This is a genomic window from Streptomyces ureilyticus, assembly GCF_011045025.1.
GTDB classification, from domain to species: domain Bacteria; phylum Actinomycetota; class Actinomycetes; order Streptomycetales; family Streptomycetaceae; genus Streptomyces; species Streptomyces ureilyticus.
Map to the genome: position 1 here is coordinate 33,310 of NZ_JAAKZX010000032.1, position 16,109 is coordinate 49,418.

The following is a 16,109-nucleotide window of genomic DNA, read 5'->3' on the forward strand; positions in this document are numbered from 1 at the left end:
CAGCAGCCACCGGCAAGCGATTGATCAGAAATGCCTGTTGCTTCGTGCCGCCCGCGTGTCAACTCACTTTCGAGGAACGGGTGAACCGGTCTCCCCGATGAGCTGAACCGCCAGGCCGCCAGGGCCGGCATCACCGACGCCGCGATCGTCTCCCTGATCGGGGCCGCCGACTCCTACACCGTCTCGACCATGTCCCGAAGGCGACGCGCTCAAGGACACCATCACCAAGTACCGCCTGCCCGGCGAAAAAGATGACCGGCTCCGGCGAGATCCGCAACGGCCACTCCCACGTCCACGTCGTCTTGGGCGTCGAAGGCGACCGCGCCATCGCCGGACACCTCCACGAAGCCGTGATCGGCACCCACTTCGCCCGCGTCTACGTCATCCCCGTCACCTGACCGGCCCCGCGTCAGGTGCCCGTGCCGGCCCCTCGGTCCCGTTGACCAGCCAGACCGCGAGAGCTTGGCGCTCGGCGACGTGGACGCCGCCGTCGACGTCGCCGAGCGCGTCTTCCCCGTCGCCCAGTGCCGCCCACACCTCACATGTACCGGGCGGATCCGGCCGGGGTCCCGTCGCCGACTTCCTCGACCTCACCGCACAGGCCCCGTTCAGGCGCCCAGCCGCAGCCGCCCGACCGCCTGCCCGTCCGGGCGGCCCTCTTGTAGGACCGCGAAGAAGATAACGGGGGGGTGCGACAGATCGGTGGCCAGGTGGGTCTGTCGCACGAGAAGGTCGGCTGAGGAGACCTCCTGGATCGTGGTGGAGGCGGTTTCGGGCTTGGCGGTGGAGCGGAGCGGTGGCCCTGGACCTCGCCTGGCAGGGCGAAGCCGTAGCGGCCGTGTGCTGTGCCCAGTTGCAAGGCTGTGATCAGCCGCGACAGCGACCTGCTATAGGAGATCAGGCCCCGGCGGACGCGGAGCCCGTCTGCTGAAGCCTGCGCGCCAGCACGGGGCGGCCCTCGTCGATCACGTTCTCGGGAAGGTCATAGCCGTGCTGGTCGGACTCGATGTCGGCGAAGTGCTCGGCGATCTCCTCCGCGGTGGCCGGACGCTCCAGCGGGCCGAACCAGCCGTGTGTCACCGCGGGGACGACCTTGGCGAATCGCCCGCCGGTGGCCGAGTAGAACCCGCGCGTGGCCGTGTTCTGCTCGCTTGCGAGGTAGACCACGACGGGCGTGACGTAGGAGGGATCATGGGTGGGTGCAAGGACGGCCGCGTCCGGGTGGACCTCTGCGACCATCTCGTCGTACCACTGCTGGCTCATCTCCTGCGCCAGCCGGGTGCCGGCGGTGTGGAGCACGGCGTTGACGAGAATGCCGTGCTTGCGCCCTTCCCAGGCGAGGCAGTTGGTGAGGCCGAGCAGACCGGCTTTGGCCGCGCCGTAGTTGGTCTGCTCCGGGCTGCCGAAGGCGCCGGAGGCCGATGACGTGAACACTATGCGCCCGTACCCCTGACGCTGCATGACACGGTAGGCGGGCTGAGTGACGTAGAACGCCGCCTTGAGGTGCACGTCGATGATGTCGTCGAGCTCGGCGTCCCCAGGTCCTCGAATACCTTGTTGCGCAGGAACCCGGCGTTGTTGACGACCGCGTCGATGCGGCCGAAGTTGTCCATCGCGCACTCGATGATCGCCTGGCCGCCCGATCGGGTGCTGACGGAGTCGTAGTTCGCCACGGCCCGCCCGCCGGCGGCCCGGATCTCGGCGACGACCTCGTCGGCGGCGCTGTTCGAGGCGCCCGCCTCGAACCCGGTGCCCCCGAGGTCGTTGACGAGGACTGCCGCTCCCCGGCGGGCGAAGTCCAGGGCGTGTTCCCGGCCGAGTCCTCGGCCGGCGCCCGTGATCGCGACAACACGATCGGTGAAGGTGATCTGGGACATGGATGCTCCTGAGTCTTGGCGCCGGAGGACCGGTGTGATGGTGCTGACCTGCCGGCCGGGTTCGCCGAGCGGGTGGATCAGCGGGGATCGGTGTCCCACGCGAGGTGGAGTTCATGGACGGTGTTGACGGAACCGGATGCCGTGCGGGGCGTCGTGCCGGGCTTGATGACGAAGTCCGGGATCCGGGGGAGCCATTCCTGGAGGAACACCGTGAGTTCGAGCTTGGCGAGGAAGGAGCCAGGACGCCGGTGGGGGCCGTTGCCGAAGGCCGCGTGGTGCTGTTCGGGATGGGGCCGGGTGAAGTCGACGACGAGCGGGTTGTCGACCTGCCGCTCATCTAGGCCGTAGAGGTGGTTGGGGACGAGGATCTGCTCCTCCTCCTTGAGCCGCATCCCCTGGAACTCGGTGTCCTGCGTGATCAGCCGCGCGGTGTTGACGAGCCCGTGGCGGCGGATGAGCTCCTCGACGGCGTTGGGCACGAGGGCGGGGTCATCGATCAGCTGCTGGCGGTGTCCCGGGTTCAGCGCGAGGAACCGTGCGCCCGTGATTGGCTGACCCGGTTCGCGGCAGCCGCCCGCTACCCCACCCTCCGGGACGCCGCAGCCGGCCTCGGCATCAACCACGCAACCCTCTATTCTCAGGTCCGGCGGCTGACAAGAGACCTGGGAGGCCCGCTGCTGACACACGCCTACCGAGACCACCCCATGCGCCTGACCGCGCTCGGTGCCGCAGTGGTCGACGCCATCGCCGATCTCAATGTCGGCCACAGAGAGGACCGCAGCGGGTGGCCGACACAGTCAGCACAATTGACTTGATCGATCGACTGGTTCAATTGACAGAGTCGATATGATGTACTCATGGCACATGTTTCCGCGGCTGAACGCCGCCCTCAGCTGATCAAGGCGGCGATCGATCTGATGACCCGGGAGGGCATCGCCGCCGGAAGCACCCGGGCCATCGCCGCCGAGCTCGGCGTGGCCCAGGCGACGGTGCACTACACCTTCGGCACCAAGGAAGACCTGTACAGGGCCGTCATGAAACAGCTCACCGAGGAGCTGGTCGCCCAGGTCGAGCGGGTGGCGCCTGCGGACGCGGGCTTCGAGGAGACGGTCGCCGCGCTGGCCGCCGCGCTGTGGCGCACGGTGCGCGAGACGCCGGCGAGCCACCAGTTGCTCACTGAGCTGACCATGTTCGCGCTGCGGACACCGCACCTGCGCGAGGCTCTGGAGAGCCACTACCGCGAGATCACGAAGGTGACGACGAAGCTGGTGGCGGAGGCCGCCGACCGCACCGGCCACGCCCTCGCCCATCCGGCGGAGGCCATCGCCCGGTACTTCCTCGCCGGCTTCGACGGGCTCACGATGCAGCACCTCTCCCTGCCCGACCAGGCAGCCGAGGTGACCGGCCTGCAGGTGCTGGTCTCCACCATCGTGGCCCTGGCCGACGGCCGACTGCAGCTGGTCGCCGTACCCACCTCCTGACCCGACCACCGCCCTCGACCGAGGCCGCCGCCGTCACCGACGCCGGCGGCCTCGGCGCGTCCCCGGCACGAATACCCGCACAAGGACGAGGCCCCGGCCCAGGCGGTGTCAACCGCTCGGGCCGGGGCCTCGTCCTCTCGGTGTGGGGGACCTGCTGGTCCTCCCTCCGCTCCTCCGGCGTGGTCCCGTGTCCAGGCCGGGCAGGACGCGGTCCGGCCGGCCCGGCAACCGCCATTGCTCTCTGCCGCGGCGAGCGGCAGCCCTGTCGCCGGCCCGAAGAACCTCGACCTGCCTCACCGGTACGGGCCGATGCTCCGCCCGTCAGGCTGTGGGCGCCTTCTGCGGTTGGGTTCATCGGTCGCCGTCCCGCTCGCGACCGTCATCCTCAGCAGGGGCAGCGAGGCGACGAAGGTGCCGATCGCCAGGACGATGCCGAGCACGCCGGCCCCGGCACCCTCGAGAACGGCTCCGACGGCCAGGGGCCCGATGCCGGTGCCAAGCGCGCCCGCCCCGCTGAGGGAGGCGACCAGGCGTCCGGTCGGGTCGATGAGCGCCGCGGCGGCGAGCATCTGCACCAGGACGGCCAGCTGGCAGGCCTGCCAGAGGACGGCCGCGACGGTGAAGAGCACGGGGTCGTGGGTGAAGACCAGGGCCGCCATCGCGAGGGCCTGCGCTGTGACGAAGACGGCCATCGACCGCATGCGCCCGAAGCGGCGCGCCGCCACCGGACCCACCACCGCTCCGACGAGCGCCACGACGCTGGAGATCGCGAGGACGGCCGATACGGCCGAGTGGGACATCCCGGTGTGCTGACGGCCGAGGACTGAGGCGTATGACCACGCGCCCTGGGTGACAGTCCACAGGAGCCCGGTCCCGAGGAGCAGAACCACGGACGGCTTGGCCGCTGTCGTCTCTCCCGTACCGGCGGACCCGGCGTCCGGTGTCGCGGGGCCGTCCGGGAGCCGGCGTGTCAAGGGCCAGGCAGCGAGACAGCACAGCGCCATGAGCAGGAAGCCAGTGCCCTCCCCCAGGTCGTGGTTGGCGGCGGGGACACCCATGATCAGCAGTGCCGTCACGCCGACCACGCCGGAGATGGTGACGGCGGACGCCTTGTCGGCGTCGTCGGTGGCGGCGAGCGCCGCCGTGGCCGCCGCGTAGACCGCGCCGAGCCCCGCGCCGATGACCAGGTTGGCCAGGACCAGGGTCACCGGGTCGGTGGCCGCCGCCGCTGCCAGGAAGCCGGCTCCGGAGAGGGCCAGACCGAGGCGGGTCATCCGCACCCGCCCCGGCCGTGCCGCCCGCTTGGCCAGCAGCAGGGTGACGACAGCGGTCGCCATCAGCTGGGTCGCGGCCACGAGCCCGGCGGCGGAGTCCGACAGCGCGAAGCGCGACGCGAAGTCGTCGACGAAGACGGGCATCACGTTCGCTCCGCCGTTGCCCAGGGTCACTCCGGCGATGAGTGCGACCGCCACGCCGAAGGTCAGGGCGGAGCCGCTGCGCGCGTTCACCGACCGCTCCTCTGCGAGGAGTTGGGGACGACCGCCGGTCCTCGGCGGGGCGCCGAGCGTGCGACAAGCATGAGAACCTCACGAGTTCAGGAGGGGGCGGGACACGTTTCGAAGGAGACAGGGCCACGGACGTTGGGGGGAGTGGGTGTCCGTGGCCCTGTCGGTCTGTGGGGTCGGCGGGGCGGCGGTGGGTGTCGGCCGCGCATGGTGGGCGGGTCAGCCGGCCCAGACGTCCTCGACGTAGGTGCCGGACTCGATGAGCGCGGCCAGCCACCTGGTGGCCTCGTCGTCACCGGCGCCGGTGTACGTGCGGTAGATCGCCATGAAGGCTTCCCGCACGGCGGGGGCCATACGGCGGCCGTCGCCGCAGATGTAGACGTGTCCGCCGGCCTCCAGTGCCGCCCAGACCTCGTCGCTCTCCTTGGCGATGCGGTCCTGGACGAAGCGGGCGCCGTCCTCGGGGGCGCGGGCGAAGGTGGGCCGCATGCTGACGGCTCCGGCTGCCTCGGCCGCCTCGAATTCCGCACGGTGCAGGTAGTCGACGTCGGGGTGGTCGCAGCCGAAGTAGCACAGCAGCGTTCCGGTGGACCGGGTGTGGTGGCGGTCGAGGACGGCGCCGCGGAAGGGCGCCAGACCGGTGCCCGCGCTGACCAGGATCACCGGTACGGAGGGGTCTTCGGGCAGGCGGAAGGTCTCGCTGCAGGGCAGCACCCTGGCCTGGACGGTGTCGCCGGCTGTCACGGTCTGCATGTAGTGCGAGGCGATGCCCTGGAAGGTGCCCTCGCCCGCGCGGTGGGGCGCGGCGAGCAGCGACACCATCAGGTCCACCTCACCGGGGGCCGCCTCGGCGGACGACGAGATCGAGTAGTGGCGCGGGCGCAGCACCGGCAGCAGTTCCAGGAAGCGTTCGAAGGGCAGCTCGCAGGCGTGGTAGCGCTCCAACAGATCCAGGACGCTGCGTCCGGAAGCGGTCACCTGCTCACGGAAAGCGTCCGGGTCCGCTGCCGCGAGTTCGGCCAGGGGGCGGCGCTCGGGCGGGCAGGCGGTGTGCTCGGCGAGCACGGCGACCTGCTCCCGGGTGGCGGGGTCCTGCAGTTCCACGAAGTCGGTCAGCAGGCGGCGCACGGTCAGCGGGCGGTCGACGGGCAGGATGCTCCGGCTGCGGCGGCGGGCGCGCAGTCGCACGGTGCGGTCCAGATCGAGGCCGAAGCGGTCGGCCACCCGCTGCACGAGGCCTTCCGGGTTGCTCGGGAGCACGGCCAGGTGATCGCTGGTGCGGTAGGTGACGCCCTCGGGCAGCCGCAGCCGCAGGAAGCGCTTGGAGCGGCCCAACTCGTGGTCCATGTCGACCAGTTCGTACGCGTCGAGCACCTCCATCGGCTGGACGCCGTGCCGTGCCGCGAGTTGGCCTATGACCGAGTCGGTCGCGTCCTGGAGCTCGTAAAGGCCCTCGTCCTCCTCGGGCTCAGCAGCCGCCGCGGTGCCGACCGCGGAGTCGCCGTACCGCTCCAGCAGGGCGGTCCACAGGTCACCCGTCCATCGGTCCACCGTGCCCGCGAAGTCCCCGGAAGCGTCGGCAGCGCCGCGCTCCAGCAGCGACGTGGCACCGGCCGCCGCCAGGCGCTCGTCGATGAGCGTGGGAACGCGCTGATAAGTGGCGGCCCAGTTGCGGTCGCCGACACCGAGTACGGCGTACTGGACACCGCCGAGCGAACCGGGCTCAAGTCCCTCCAGCCACGTGACGAACTCCGCGGCGTCGTCGGTGGGCCGGCCGTTGTAGGACGCGGCCACGACCACCACCGGGCCGTCACCGGCGGTCAGTTTGCCCACGGAGCCGTTGAGGGGAGCGACGGACGGGGCGAACCCGTGCTCGTCTCCGTCCGCCGCCAGATCGCGGGCGATGCCCGCGCAGGTGCCGAGGTTGGAGCCGTGCAGGAGGGTCAGCGTGGCCCCCGTGGCACGCCGGGCCGCGGGCCCGTCCTGGCTGGCGGTGGCGGTGGCGGTGGCGGTGACGGTGGCGCTGCTCGCGGCGACGGCGGGCAGTCGGCGCTCGCCGCTGGTGCGCCGGGCCAGCTTGAGGGTGAACTCGTCGGGCTTGATGGTGAGCGACTGCTTGATCTTCAGTTGGTAGTCGGTGTGGTCGATCAGCCGGTAGCGGTGGACCAGCAGGCCGAGCAGCAGGGTGGCCTCGTGCAGGGCGAACTGGCGGCCGATGCATGCGCGTTCCCCGTTGCCGAACGGCTTGAAGAGATGGACCGGGCGCGCTTCCTCCTGCTCGGCAGTGAAGCGGTCGGGGTCGAACAGTTCGACGTTCTCTCCCCAAGCGGGGTCACGGTGCAGGGCTGGGATGAGCACCATCAGCGTGTCGCCCTTGCGCACGGCGTACCTGCCACCGATGACCGTGTCCTCCACCGGCTCGACCGCGAACGAAGGCGCCGTCGGCCACAGCCTCAGGCTCTCGTTGAGGACCTGGCGGACATAGGCCAGCTTGCCGATGTCGCCGTACTGCGGGTCCGGGGTGTCCGTGTCTCCCCACAGGGCGTCCACCTCCGCCTGGACCCGCGCCAGCACCTCGGGGTGTTTGGTCAGGTAATACAGGGCGAACGACAGCGCCCCGCTCGTTGTCTCGTGGCCGGCGATCAGGAACGTGATCACCTGATGGCGGATGGCGACATCGTCCAGAAGCTCACCCGTCACCTCGTCGCGGGTGTGCAGCATCCGCCCCATCAGATCGTCCGTGCTCGTGTCCCCTGACGCCTTCCGCTCCCGGATGACCTCGTCGACCAGGTCCGTCATCAGGGCTGTGTCTTTGCGGAACTGATCAGCCTCCTTCCAGCGGAACAGCTCCGTGCCCGGGAAGGACTCTCCCTTGGCCTGGGTAACGGTCAGCGCCCGCACCATGGCCTCAATCCAGGGATGCGCCTCGTCGCGGAGGAAGGACTCGAAGTCGTAGTCGAACCCGCAGAGCCCGATCGTGTCGAAGGTGAGCCGGGTCATGTCCGCCGGTACGTCCACCGGTTGCTCGCCGACGGTCTGGTCCCACTTGGCGATCAGGGACCGGGCAACCCGAAGCATCGTCGCGTGATAGCCGCGCATCGCACCGAGCGAGAAGGCCGGCATGAGGATGTCGTGCGCCTTGCGCCAGTTCGGTTCGTGGTTGAAGGCGGTGAACAGGCCGTCCCCGGTGAGCTTTCGGATCTCGGCGAGATCGGAGTGCACGTTCTTGCGGAACCTGGACTCGTCGGACAGCTCGGCCGTCAGGTCCAGGCCACCGATGATGACGATGTCGTTCCCGAAGATACGGAGCTTGAACACCGGGCCCAGCTCCTTCGTCTCCTTCATCAGGTGAACGAGACCGTCGACACCCTTCGGGATGCCCAGAGCGTGACCGACCAGGGGCAGAGCGGGGCGCATGGGGATCGGCTCGGTTCCCCGCAGGGTCACATCGGTCATGAGCATGCCTTTCGTTCGCACACCGGCTGTCGTGGCTGTCGCTTGCCGCAACCATACATACGACCTTGTCGAATGACAATGTCGATTGATTGTGTTGACCGACATGATCGACCGACGGAACCAGGACGGGGGTTGAGGCGTCAGGGGTGATGGCGATAGCGAACGGCGGCCGACCGGCACTTGACGGCACGGCTCGACATGTTTAAATGACGTTGTCGAACGACAAGGTCGATCGATCAAAACGATCGAACCAGCCCAGCGGAATCGAGGTTCCCCACATGAGCGTTCCGACCACCATGCTCGCCGGACGGCTTCACCTGGACAGCAATACGTTCGCCGTCGAAGAGGTCCCGGTACCGGTCCCCGGACCGGGCGAGGTCCTCGTCGAGGTCCGGGCCGCCGGAGTATGCCTGTCCGACGTCCATCTGATCGACGGCAGCCTCAGCCCGTCTTTCCCCGTCGGCGCGGTAGCGAATTCCCGTGCCGTCACCCTCGGCCACGAGGTCGCGGGCGTCGTCCACACCCTCGGCCCGGATCTGAACGGCCACTGGACACCGGGCAGGCGGGTCGTGCTCCAAGCCGGACAGGCGTGCGGCGGCTGCGTCGGCTGCCTGCGTCGCGCATCGTGCCTGCGGCCGCTGACACGCGGCGTGGACTACGACGGCGGATGGGCCCAGTACGCGCTGGCCCGTGAGGACACCCTGGCCCCGATCCCGGACGACCTGCCCTTCGACCAGGCTTCGATCATCCCCGACGCGGTCTCCACCCCGTACGCGGCCATCGTCGAGACGGGCGCGGTTCGCCCCGCGCAGTCGGTCGGCATCTGGGGTGCCGGCGGTCTGGGAGCACACGGCATCCGGCTCGCTCGCATGGTCGGCGCGGCCCCGATCATCGCCGTCGATCCGATCCTCGCCGCCCGCGAGCGCGCCTTGGTCTTCGGCGCCGACTTCGCGCTCGACCCGACCGCGGACGACTTCGCGGCGGCGCTGGCCGAGGCCACGGGCGGGCGGGGCATCGAGGTCGCGTTCGACTTCGCCGGCGTGGGTGCGGCCCGCGCGCAGGCCACCGCCGCACTGGCGCCCGGCGGGGTCCTGGTGCTGGCCGGGCTCACCCCGGAACCGATCGTCGTCAGGGACAGCACGGAGTTCAGTTACCTGGGTCACCAGATCCGCGGCCACTACGGTTCCGGCCCCGAGCACGTGGAACAGCTCATCAGCCTGACGTCCGCCGGGCGCATCGACCTGGCGCCTTCCATCACCGCCCATGTCCCGCTGGCGGAGGCGGCGGACGCGGTCGCTCGGCTGGAGAAGAAGATCGGCGATCCGATCAGGTTCGTACTCACCCCCTGAGGGACCGAGCGCCCGCACCCCCCGAGCCCCACAGAACGCCCGGAGCCCCTCCGACGGCAGCCCACTGCCACGGAGGGGCTCCGGGCGTTGCGGTGTTCCGCCCGGTCCACCTTCCCCGCGACGTCGCGGGGGCCCACGCTCCCTCAGACGGTTCCGGCGGACGGCCCGCCCTCCGCGGGTGGACCGGTGTGGCCAGGAGTCGGGCGGTGAGCACCAGGCGCTGCTCGAGGCCCGCTCCGGCGGCCCGACAGGGCTGGATGAGAGCAGGCCGTACGGGCTCAGGCTTGCGTCGCGACGGAGCTCATCCGGCGCCGGATGGCCGTATGGCCGGTGCTGTGCGGACCGCAGGGCTTGGCGGTACCAGGCCCGTACGGGAGCCGGAGGTGGGGGACGCGCCATGTGCCGTACGACCTACCACCGAGACCGGGCCCGGTCGGCGTGCTGTCGATCCGGCGGGCTCGGGAGCAGGGCGAGGTCGTCGTTGATGGACCTGGGTGCTTTTGCGCTACCTCCTCGGCCCGCGCCCGTGGAGTAGGCCGATCACCCAGGTGAACAGCCTGTCGGTCTTCTTGGTGCGGTCGAAGGTGGTCAGTGCGAGCAACGGCCTGAACCTCTGCCGGGCGATCGCCTTGGCGAAGGTGAACTCCTTCAGGCCGTCGGGTCCGTGGATGCGGCCGAAGCCGGATTCGCCGACGCCGCCGAAGGGCAGGCCCGGTATGCCGGCGAAGCTGATCACGCCGTTGACCGACGACATGCCCGAGCGGATCCGCTCGGCGATCGCCATGCCGTGGCGCTTGCTGAAGAACACGGCGGCAGCGGCGCCGGTACGCGAGCGGGCGGAGCGCAAGGAACTTCCTCTTAGAGCTGAGTGTCAGGAATGTGTACTTCCATCCCGGCCATGTCGGCTGTCACAGGGATTTGGCAGGTGAGGCGGCTGTTGGAGGTGCGTGACGCCGGTACGCCCTCGAGGATCATCTCCTCGTTTTCGTCAGCCGGAGGGAGGAGCGGCAGGTACTTTTCGTCGATGTAGGCGTGACAGGTTCCGCAGGAAGCGCAGCCGCCGCAGTCGCCGATGATGCCGGGCACGAGATGGTCGAGTGCCGCTTGTTTGAGGCTCTGGCCGGCGATGGCCTGGACGGGGTGCGGTGTTCCGTCGGCCTCGATGAACTTGATCACTGGCACGTCAGGCACGCCTTTCTGCGGTGGATTGGTGTCGCTTCATCAGTTCGGACAGCGGGAGGTCTTCGGAGGCGGCTTCATCCCCGGTCATGGCGGCCCGTGCCGTGACGAGTTGCCGGGCGGCCGTGAAATCCCGCGGCCGGTTGACCGCGTGCAGGCCGGTGATGATGCCGTTGCGCAGATACACCACGCTGAAGGAGTTCGATGACGGGTCGCCGCGGACGACATCTGTGTCGCCGGTCTGCGGCAGGCCGGCCATCTGGATCTTGTGGTCGTACTGATCGGACCAGAACCAGGGCGCCGTAAAACGCTCGGTCGGCTTTCCGCACAAGGTCCGGGCCGCGGTTCTGGCCTGGTCAGTGGCGTTCTGAACGGATTCGAGGCGTACGCTGCGGCCGAGGAAACCGTGCCACTGTCGCGTGCAGTCGCCCGCGGCGACGATGTCGGGGTCCGCGGTCCGGGCCACGGCGTCGACCAGGACACCGTCGTCGACGGCCAGTCCCGCGGTGGCGGCGAGGGTGTCGTTCGGAGCGATCCCCACGCCAGTCAGGATCAGGTCGGCTCTGACCACGGTGTCATCGCTGAGTTCCGCAAGGAGGGCTCCGTCGCGCTGGGCGACGCTGCGCACGGACACGCTTGTGCGCAGATCGACACCGTGATTGCGGTGCTCGCGTTCGACGAAGGCGGAGACGGCCGGTGGGCACGTCCGGGCCAGGACTCGCGGCTGGGCCTCTACGAGCGTCACTGCGATCCCCATGTCGGTCGCGGCGGCCGCCGTCTCCAGGCCGATGAATCCGCCACCGACGATCAGTAGGGTGCCACCGGACTGCAGTTCCTGCCGCAGCGCGATCGCGTCGTCGAGGTGATGCAGAGTCCTGCCTGGGACGTGGCCGGAGCCGAATCGGAGAGGACGCGGACTGCCACCGGTGGTGAGAGCCAGCTTGTCGTAGCGCAGCGTGCGCCCGTCGGCCAAGGCGACGGATCGTGTCCGGCGGTCAATCCCGACCGCGGCAGTGTCGAGTTCGACCTCGATGCCGGCGTTGGTGTAGGCGTCCAGGGCGCGAATCCGCAGTGCCACCTGATCGACTTTGCCGTGCAGGAACGCCTTGGACAGCGGCGGGCGCTGGTAGGGCAGGTGGGGTTCGGCCCCGACCAGCAGGATCCGGTCGCTGAAACCGTTCTGCCGCAGCGCCACGGCCAGTTCCGAGCCGGCCTGTCCCGCACCGACGATGACGACGGTCTTCACCGGTGCACCCGTCGGATGGTGACCGGCAACGCCGTCAGCTGCCGCATCAGGGAGTGGGCCGCCCATTCGTGATCGTCCCCGACCAGTGCGATATCGACATCGGGCGCGGTCAGCGCGGTCACGGCGATCTCAGTGAGCATCCGGGCCACGTTCCTGCCTGGGCACAGATGGACACCGCCGCCGAAGGTCGCGCCGTGCTGGATCTGCCGGGTCAGCCGGTAGCTGTCGGGGTCGTCGAAGACCTCGGGATCGCGATTGGCCGCGGCCCACATCATGAGGACCGGTGTGCCGGCGGGGACGGAGACGCCGTTGTACTCGACGTCCTGCAGCGTCAGTCGCTGACTGAGCATCAGCGGGGACTCCAGACGTGTGCCCTCGTAGAAGGCACTGGTGACCAACGCCGGGTCGGCACGGACCTGTTCCAGGGCCGTCCCGTCGCTCAGTATCCGGAAGACCACGTTCTCGATCGCCACACCGATCGTGTGGAAGCCGTCGAAGAAGTTCGAGGCCACCAACGAGCCGATGTCCTCCGGCTTGCCCTCCATGTCGATCGTGGTGAGTTCGGCCGCCATGTCGTCGAGAAGCGCGTTGCCTCCGTCCGACCAGGCCTTCCGAACGGCTTCTCCGACCACGTCCATGTACGTCGCCGCAGCAGAGAACAGGCGCTGCGACTGCTCGGGCGTGCGGGTGAGCAGGAACGTCAGGCTCATCTGCTCCATGAGGTGCTGGACGTGCGCCGCCTGGTCGCTGCTCAGCCCGAGTTGCTCGGCCCAGAAGCGGGTGACGAACCGCCCGGCGAACTCCCGGGAGAAGTCAGTCCGGTCGCGCCCGGCGCACTCCTCGACAAGTTCCTGTGCGAGGCGTGCGGCGGCGGGAGCGAAACGGAGGATGTTCCGGGGCAGCAGTTGCCGGACCAGGAGATTACGGTACGGCTGGTGCAGCGGAGGGTTGGAGGTGAACACCTGGTTCCGCAGGAACCTGCCGTACCCTTCGGTCTGTTCGGGATCCGGTTTGGTCACGGGCCCGGAGCCGAGATCCGCTTCGGTGGCCATCCACAAGACGATGTCCGCGGGCACGTTGCCCAACGCCGGATTCGCCGCAAGCGTTCTGGCGTCTTTGTTACGGAGCACGACGAGACTGTTCATCGGGCCCCGGAGAAAGTCGGTTCCTTCTCGGCCCCGCAACTCCCTTGCCGCTTCCACGAAGTTGCGTGAGAAATTGTCGAATGTGATGAAGTCCTCAATGGCGGGAAGATCTGCCACCGAAGTCAGCTGTGTGGAGGACATGGGTTTAACTACCACCTTTCTGCAATGAGGCCGGGTCAGTCGCCCAGGACTCGTCGAAGGTATGCGTTGCCGAAGCGCCGATCCGGATCGAGGCGGTCACGCAGTGCGGCGAATTCACCGAAGCGCGGATACGCCACCGCGAAGTAGTCGGCGTCACGTGTGTGCAGCTTGCCCCAGTGCGGGCGTCCGCCGTGCGCGGTGAAAATGCGCTCCGCCGCGGCGAAGTACTCACGGAAAGGCATGCCCCGGTAGGTGTGGACGGCGATGTACCCGCTCTCACGGCCCCACGCCGTGGAGAGGGTGATGTCGTCCGCGGGTGCCGTACGCACTTCGACGGGAAAGCTGATCCGCAGATCCGAACGGTCAACCATGGCCTTCAACTCGCGCAGGGCGCCGATCAGTGCCTCGCACGGGAGGGCGTACTCCATCTCGATCATCTTCACCCGGCGGGGGGATGTGAAAACCTTGTACGGAATGTCCGTATAGCTGCGGGCGGAAAGAGCCCGGCTCGACACCCTCGCCATGGCCGGGACGGCGGCGGGCACGGCCCGCCCCAGCGAGTTGGCTGCCTGGAAAACACCATTGGAGAGAAACTCGTCCTCGAACCAGCCTCTGAACCGGCCCATCGGGGCGAGCGGACCTGTGCTGCGGTTGTTTCGCAGGGTGTTGCAGTTTCCGGTGTGCGGGAACCAGTAGAACTCGAAGTGATCATTGGCCGCGTGGAGTTCGTCGAAGGTCGCGGTGACCCTGTCGAACGTCATCGGTTCGTCGCGCGCGGTGAGAAGGAACAGTGGTTCCACCGCGAACGTGATGGCACTGACAACCCCGAGCGCGCCCAGCCCGATGCGTGCAGCGGCGAACACGTCCGGGTTCTCCTTCTCGGAGCACGTGAGCAACGAGCCGTCCGCCGTCACCAGTTCAAGGCCGCGTATCTGGGCCGCGATCGCTGCCGAGCTGCGGCCCGTGCCATGGGTGCCCGTACTGGTCGCGCCGGCGACGGTCTGCTCCATGATGTCGCCCATGTTGGTGAGTGACAGGCCTTCCCGGGCCAGGGCGACGTTCAGGTCCCTGAGCCGTGTGCCCGCTTCCACGGTCACGGTTCCGGCCTCCCGGTCGATGGCGCGAATGCCGGTCAGGCGGTCAGGCCGTATCAGCACGCCCTCGGTCGCGGCAGCGGCGGTGAACGAGTGGCCGCTGCCGACGGGCTTCACCGCGAGTCCGTCCTCGGCTGCCCGACGTATGACGGCGCGGAGTTCCTCGACCGAAGCGGGCGTGGCTTCTCGAACGGGGCGGGCGGTGACGTTGCCCGCCCAGTTGTGCCAGGCCCTCGTGGCCGCTGTGTCCCGCGGGGCGCCGTAGGGGATCGTTTCCATGGCCTTTCACCTTTCCTCGGGGTGAAGTGGGGTCTCGGCACCTCTAGCGGACGGACCGTACGCGGTACACGAGCAGGACTCCGAGGGCCGCGGTGGCGCCCACGAGGGCGAAGAGGACGGGGTAGCCGCGGCCGGAGGTGATGATGAGGCTGGCGATCAGTGGGGCCAGCGCGGGCGGCACCACCGAGCCGATGTTCATGATGCCGAGGTCCTGGGCCCGGCTGTCCGCGTCGGGCAGGACCTGGGTGATCAGGGCCTGGTCGACGGACATGTAGGCGCCGAAGCCGGCGCCCATGATCGCGGATGCCACCAGGGTGACGGTGAGGTTCGGGAAGGCCGCCAGGAGGAAGCCCGCGATCGCTTGGAGCAGCGCCGTCAGTGCGACGAAGATGCGCCGTCTGCCCAGGCGGTCGGAGAGCACGCCGACGACGGAGGTGGCCAGGATGCCGGCCACGAGGTACAGGGCGGTGCAGGCCAGGAGGCTGCCCGCCGGGTCGGGGACCTTCAGGTCGTCGGTCAGGAAGTACAGGGTGTAGCAGACCCCGAGCGAGTTCGCCAGATTGACCAGCAGCCGGCCGCCGAAGGCCCAGGCGAACTCCCGGTTGCGCAGCGAGTTGCCCATGGAGGCCAAGAGCGCAAGCAGACGCAGCGGGGGCTCGAAGCTGTGGGCGGGGTCGCGGTAGCGCGCCAGGAACGGCACTGCGCAGAGGATCAGCAGGGCCGCGATGACGAGGTATCCGCTTGCGGGGGAGAGTCCGAAAGCCGACACGAGGGCGATGCCGGCCACCACGCCGAGGGCCTGAGGGCCGTAGATCGCGCTGGAGACCATGCCGCGCTGGTTGACGGGCACGCGGTCGGCGATCATGGCGGTCAGTCCGGCAGTGGCCGCGCTGAGGCCGAGCATGCTGGCTGCCCAGGCAGCGGTCACTCCCGCGACGGTTGTCTGCTGTGCGGTCACGGCCAGCCCCGCGGCGAGCCACAGGGAACCGGCCGCGACCCAGAGTCTTCTGCGGCCGAAGCGGGAGCGGGAGCGGTCACACAGCGCGCCGCAGAGCGGAAGGGCGAGGAGGGCGACGAGCCCGGAGACGGCGTTGACGACGGCGAAGTCGTGCACCTTCGATGACGGGTCGATCGCCTCCAGTTGCTGGGGCAGCAGCAGCTGGAGGGGGACGAGATTCGCCATCCAGTAGCCGAACCAGACCAGGCTGAACAGCGTGGTCCATGAGTGCGAAACGGGGTCGGTCGGCGCGTGGCCGGCGTCCGCCCCTGCGGTGCCTGCCGGCGCAAGGGCCGGATTGTGGAACTCCGTGGGCATCGGGCCTCCGAAGGGACGGACAGGAGCCTGAGCGGGGATGGG

Annotated in this window: 16 protein-coding genes; 4 read left to right on the top strand and 12 right to left on the bottom strand. The window is 69.2% G+C overall.

The genetic code is table 11. The features are described from left to right. Window positions 1-251: 251 nt before the first annotated feature. The gene (locus tag G6048_RS49440; protein WP_165339689.1) at window positions 252-398 is read left to right on the top strand and encodes a hypothetical protein; all 147 of its coding nucleotides are present in this window, start codon (window positions 252-254) and stop codon (window positions 396-398) included. On the opposite strand, the gene G6048_RS13155 is transcribed toward G6048_RS49440, so the two are convergent. The 4 genes from G6048_RS13155 to G6048_RS13165 all read right to left on the bottom strand — a co-directional run bounded on the left by G6048_RS13155 (window position 391) and on the right by G6048_RS13165 (window position 2,500). Beyond that, entirely contained in the window at window positions 391-594 is a 204-nt protein-coding gene (locus G6048_RS13155) for a hypothetical protein (RefSeq protein ID WP_165339690.1), read from the bottom strand. The genes G6048_RS49440 and G6048_RS13155 overlap by 8 nt on opposite strands. A 303-nt stretch (window positions 595-897) precedes the next feature. Further along, window positions 898-1,509 (bottom strand): SDR family oxidoreductase, encoded by a 612-nt coding sequence (locus tag G6048_RS50895; protein ID WP_328825821.1) that lies wholly within the window; start codon window positions 1,507-1,509, stop codon window positions 898-900. Continuing rightward, complete coding sequence (locus tag G6048_RS50900) at window positions 1,434-1,877, bottom strand: SDR family NAD(P)-dependent oxidoreductase (protein WP_268978731.1); 444 nt, start codon at window positions 1,875-1,877, stop codon at window positions 1,434-1,436. Before G6048_RS50900 ends, G6048_RS50895 begins: the two co-directional genes overlap by 76 nt. A gap of 77 nt (window positions 1,878-1,954) precedes the next feature. Further along, on the bottom strand, window positions 1,955-2,500 hold the full coding sequence (locus tag G6048_RS13165) for a cytochrome P450 (RefSeq protein WP_328825823.1): 546 nt from the start codon (window positions 2,498-2,500) through the stop codon (window positions 1,955-1,957). Here G6048_RS13165 and G6048_RS51795 point away from each other — a divergent pair. Continuing rightward, window positions 2,387-2,692, top strand: a complete 306-nt coding sequence (locus G6048_RS51795; protein ID WP_206341542.1) for a helix-turn-helix domain-containing protein — start codon at window positions 2,387-2,389, stop codon at window positions 2,690-2,692. The two genes, G6048_RS13165 and G6048_RS51795, sit on opposite strands and share 114 nt — an antisense overlap. Before the next feature lie 42 nt (window positions 2,693-2,734). After that, window positions 2,735-3,358 (top strand): TetR/AcrR family transcriptional regulator, encoded by a 624-nt coding sequence (locus G6048_RS13175; protein WP_165339691.1) that lies wholly within the window; start codon window positions 2,735-2,737, stop codon window positions 3,356-3,358. Window positions 3,359-3,651: 293 nt separating this feature from the next. On the opposite strand, the gene G6048_RS13180 is transcribed toward G6048_RS13175, so the two are convergent. Both G6048_RS13180 and G6048_RS13185 read right to left on the bottom strand, forming a co-directional pair. Further along, complete coding sequence (locus G6048_RS13180) at window positions 3,652-4,866, bottom strand: MFS transporter (protein ID WP_328825825.1); 1,215 nt, start codon at window positions 4,864-4,866, stop codon at window positions 3,652-3,654. A gap of 216 nt (window positions 4,867-5,082) precedes the next feature. Then, window positions 5,083-8,319 (bottom strand): bifunctional cytochrome P450/NADPH--P450 reductase, encoded by a 3,237-nt coding sequence (locus tag G6048_RS13185; RefSeq protein WP_165339692.1) that lies wholly within the window; start codon window positions 8,317-8,319, stop codon window positions 5,083-5,085. 278 nt (window positions 8,320-8,597) lie between these two features. Between G6048_RS13185 and G6048_RS13190 the strand changes: the two genes are divergently transcribed. Then, entirely contained in the window at window positions 8,598-9,668 is a 1,071-nt protein-coding gene (locus tag G6048_RS13190) for a zinc-binding dehydrogenase (RefSeq protein WP_165339693.1), read from the top strand. A 505-nt stretch (window positions 9,669-10,173) separates the two neighbouring features. On the opposite strand, the gene G6048_RS13195 is transcribed toward G6048_RS13190, so the two are convergent. The 6 genes from G6048_RS13195 to G6048_RS13220 all read right to left on the bottom strand — a co-directional run bounded on the left by G6048_RS13195 (window position 10,174) and on the right by G6048_RS13220 (window position 16,067). After that, complete coding sequence (locus tag G6048_RS13195) at window positions 10,174-10,515, bottom strand: aldehyde dehydrogenase family protein (RefSeq protein ID WP_165339694.1); 342 nt, start codon at window positions 10,513-10,515, stop codon at window positions 10,174-10,176. Between the two features lie 11 nt (window positions 10,516-10,526). Beyond that, entirely contained in the window at window positions 10,527-10,850 is a 324-nt protein-coding gene (locus G6048_RS13200; protein ID WP_165339695.1) for a 2Fe-2S iron-sulfur cluster-binding protein, read from the bottom strand. Between the two features lies 1 nt (window position 10,851). Then, window positions 10,852-12,093 (bottom strand): NAD(P)/FAD-dependent oxidoreductase, encoded by a 1,242-nt coding sequence (locus G6048_RS13205; protein ID WP_165339696.1) that lies wholly within the window; start codon window positions 12,091-12,093, stop codon window positions 10,852-10,854. Then, the gene (locus G6048_RS13210) at window positions 12,090-13,145 is read right to left on the bottom strand and encodes a cytochrome P450 (protein WP_165339697.1); all 1,056 of its coding nucleotides are present in this window, start codon (window positions 13,143-13,145) and stop codon (window positions 12,090-12,092) included. Before G6048_RS13210 ends, G6048_RS13205 begins: the two co-directional genes overlap by 4 nt. A gap of 269 nt (window positions 13,146-13,414) precedes the next feature. After that, window positions 13,415-14,752, bottom strand: coding sequence for a D-arabinono-1,4-lactone oxidase (locus tag G6048_RS13215; RefSeq protein WP_165339698.1), 1,338 nt, complete (start codon window positions 14,750-14,752; stop codon window positions 13,415-13,417). A 43-nt stretch (window positions 14,753-14,795) separates the two neighbouring features. Then, window positions 14,796-16,067: an MFS transporter gene (locus tag G6048_RS13220; RefSeq protein WP_165339699.1), complete on the bottom strand. Its 1,272-nt coding sequence runs from the start codon at window positions 16,065-16,067 to the stop codon at window positions 14,796-14,798. Window positions 16,068-16,109: the final 42 nt, after the last annotated feature.

Coding starts and splice junctions, on each gene's coding strand:
- G6048_RS13190 (WP_165339693.1), top strand. CDS start 8,598: ATGAGCGTTCCGACCACCATGCTCGCCGGACGGCTTCACCTGGACAGC.
- G6048_RS13215 (WP_165339698.1), bottom strand. CDS start 14,752: ATGGAAACGATCCCCTACGGCGCCCCGCGGGACACAGCGGCCACGAGG.
- G6048_RS49440 (WP_165339689.1), top strand. CDS start 252: ATGACCGGCTCCGGCGAGATCCGCAACGGCCACTCCCACGTCCACGTC.
- G6048_RS13220 (WP_165339699.1), bottom strand. CDS start 16,067: ATGCCCACGGAGTTCCACAATCCGGCCCTTGCGCCGGCAGGCACCGCA.
- G6048_RS13185 (WP_165339692.1), bottom strand. CDS start 8,319: ATGACCGATGTGACCCTGCGGGGAACCGAGCCGATCCCCATGCGCCCC.
- G6048_RS13210 (WP_165339697.1), bottom strand. CDS start 13,145: ATGGCCACCGAAGCGGATCTCGGCTCCGGGCCCGTGACCAAACCGGAT.
- G6048_RS13175 (WP_165339691.1), top strand. CDS start 2,735: ATGGCACATGTTTCCGCGGCTGAACGCCGCCCTCAGCTGATCAAGGCG.
- G6048_RS50900 (WP_268978731.1), bottom strand. CDS start 1,877: ATGTCCCAGATCACCTTCACCGATCGTGTTGTCGCGATCACGGGCGCC.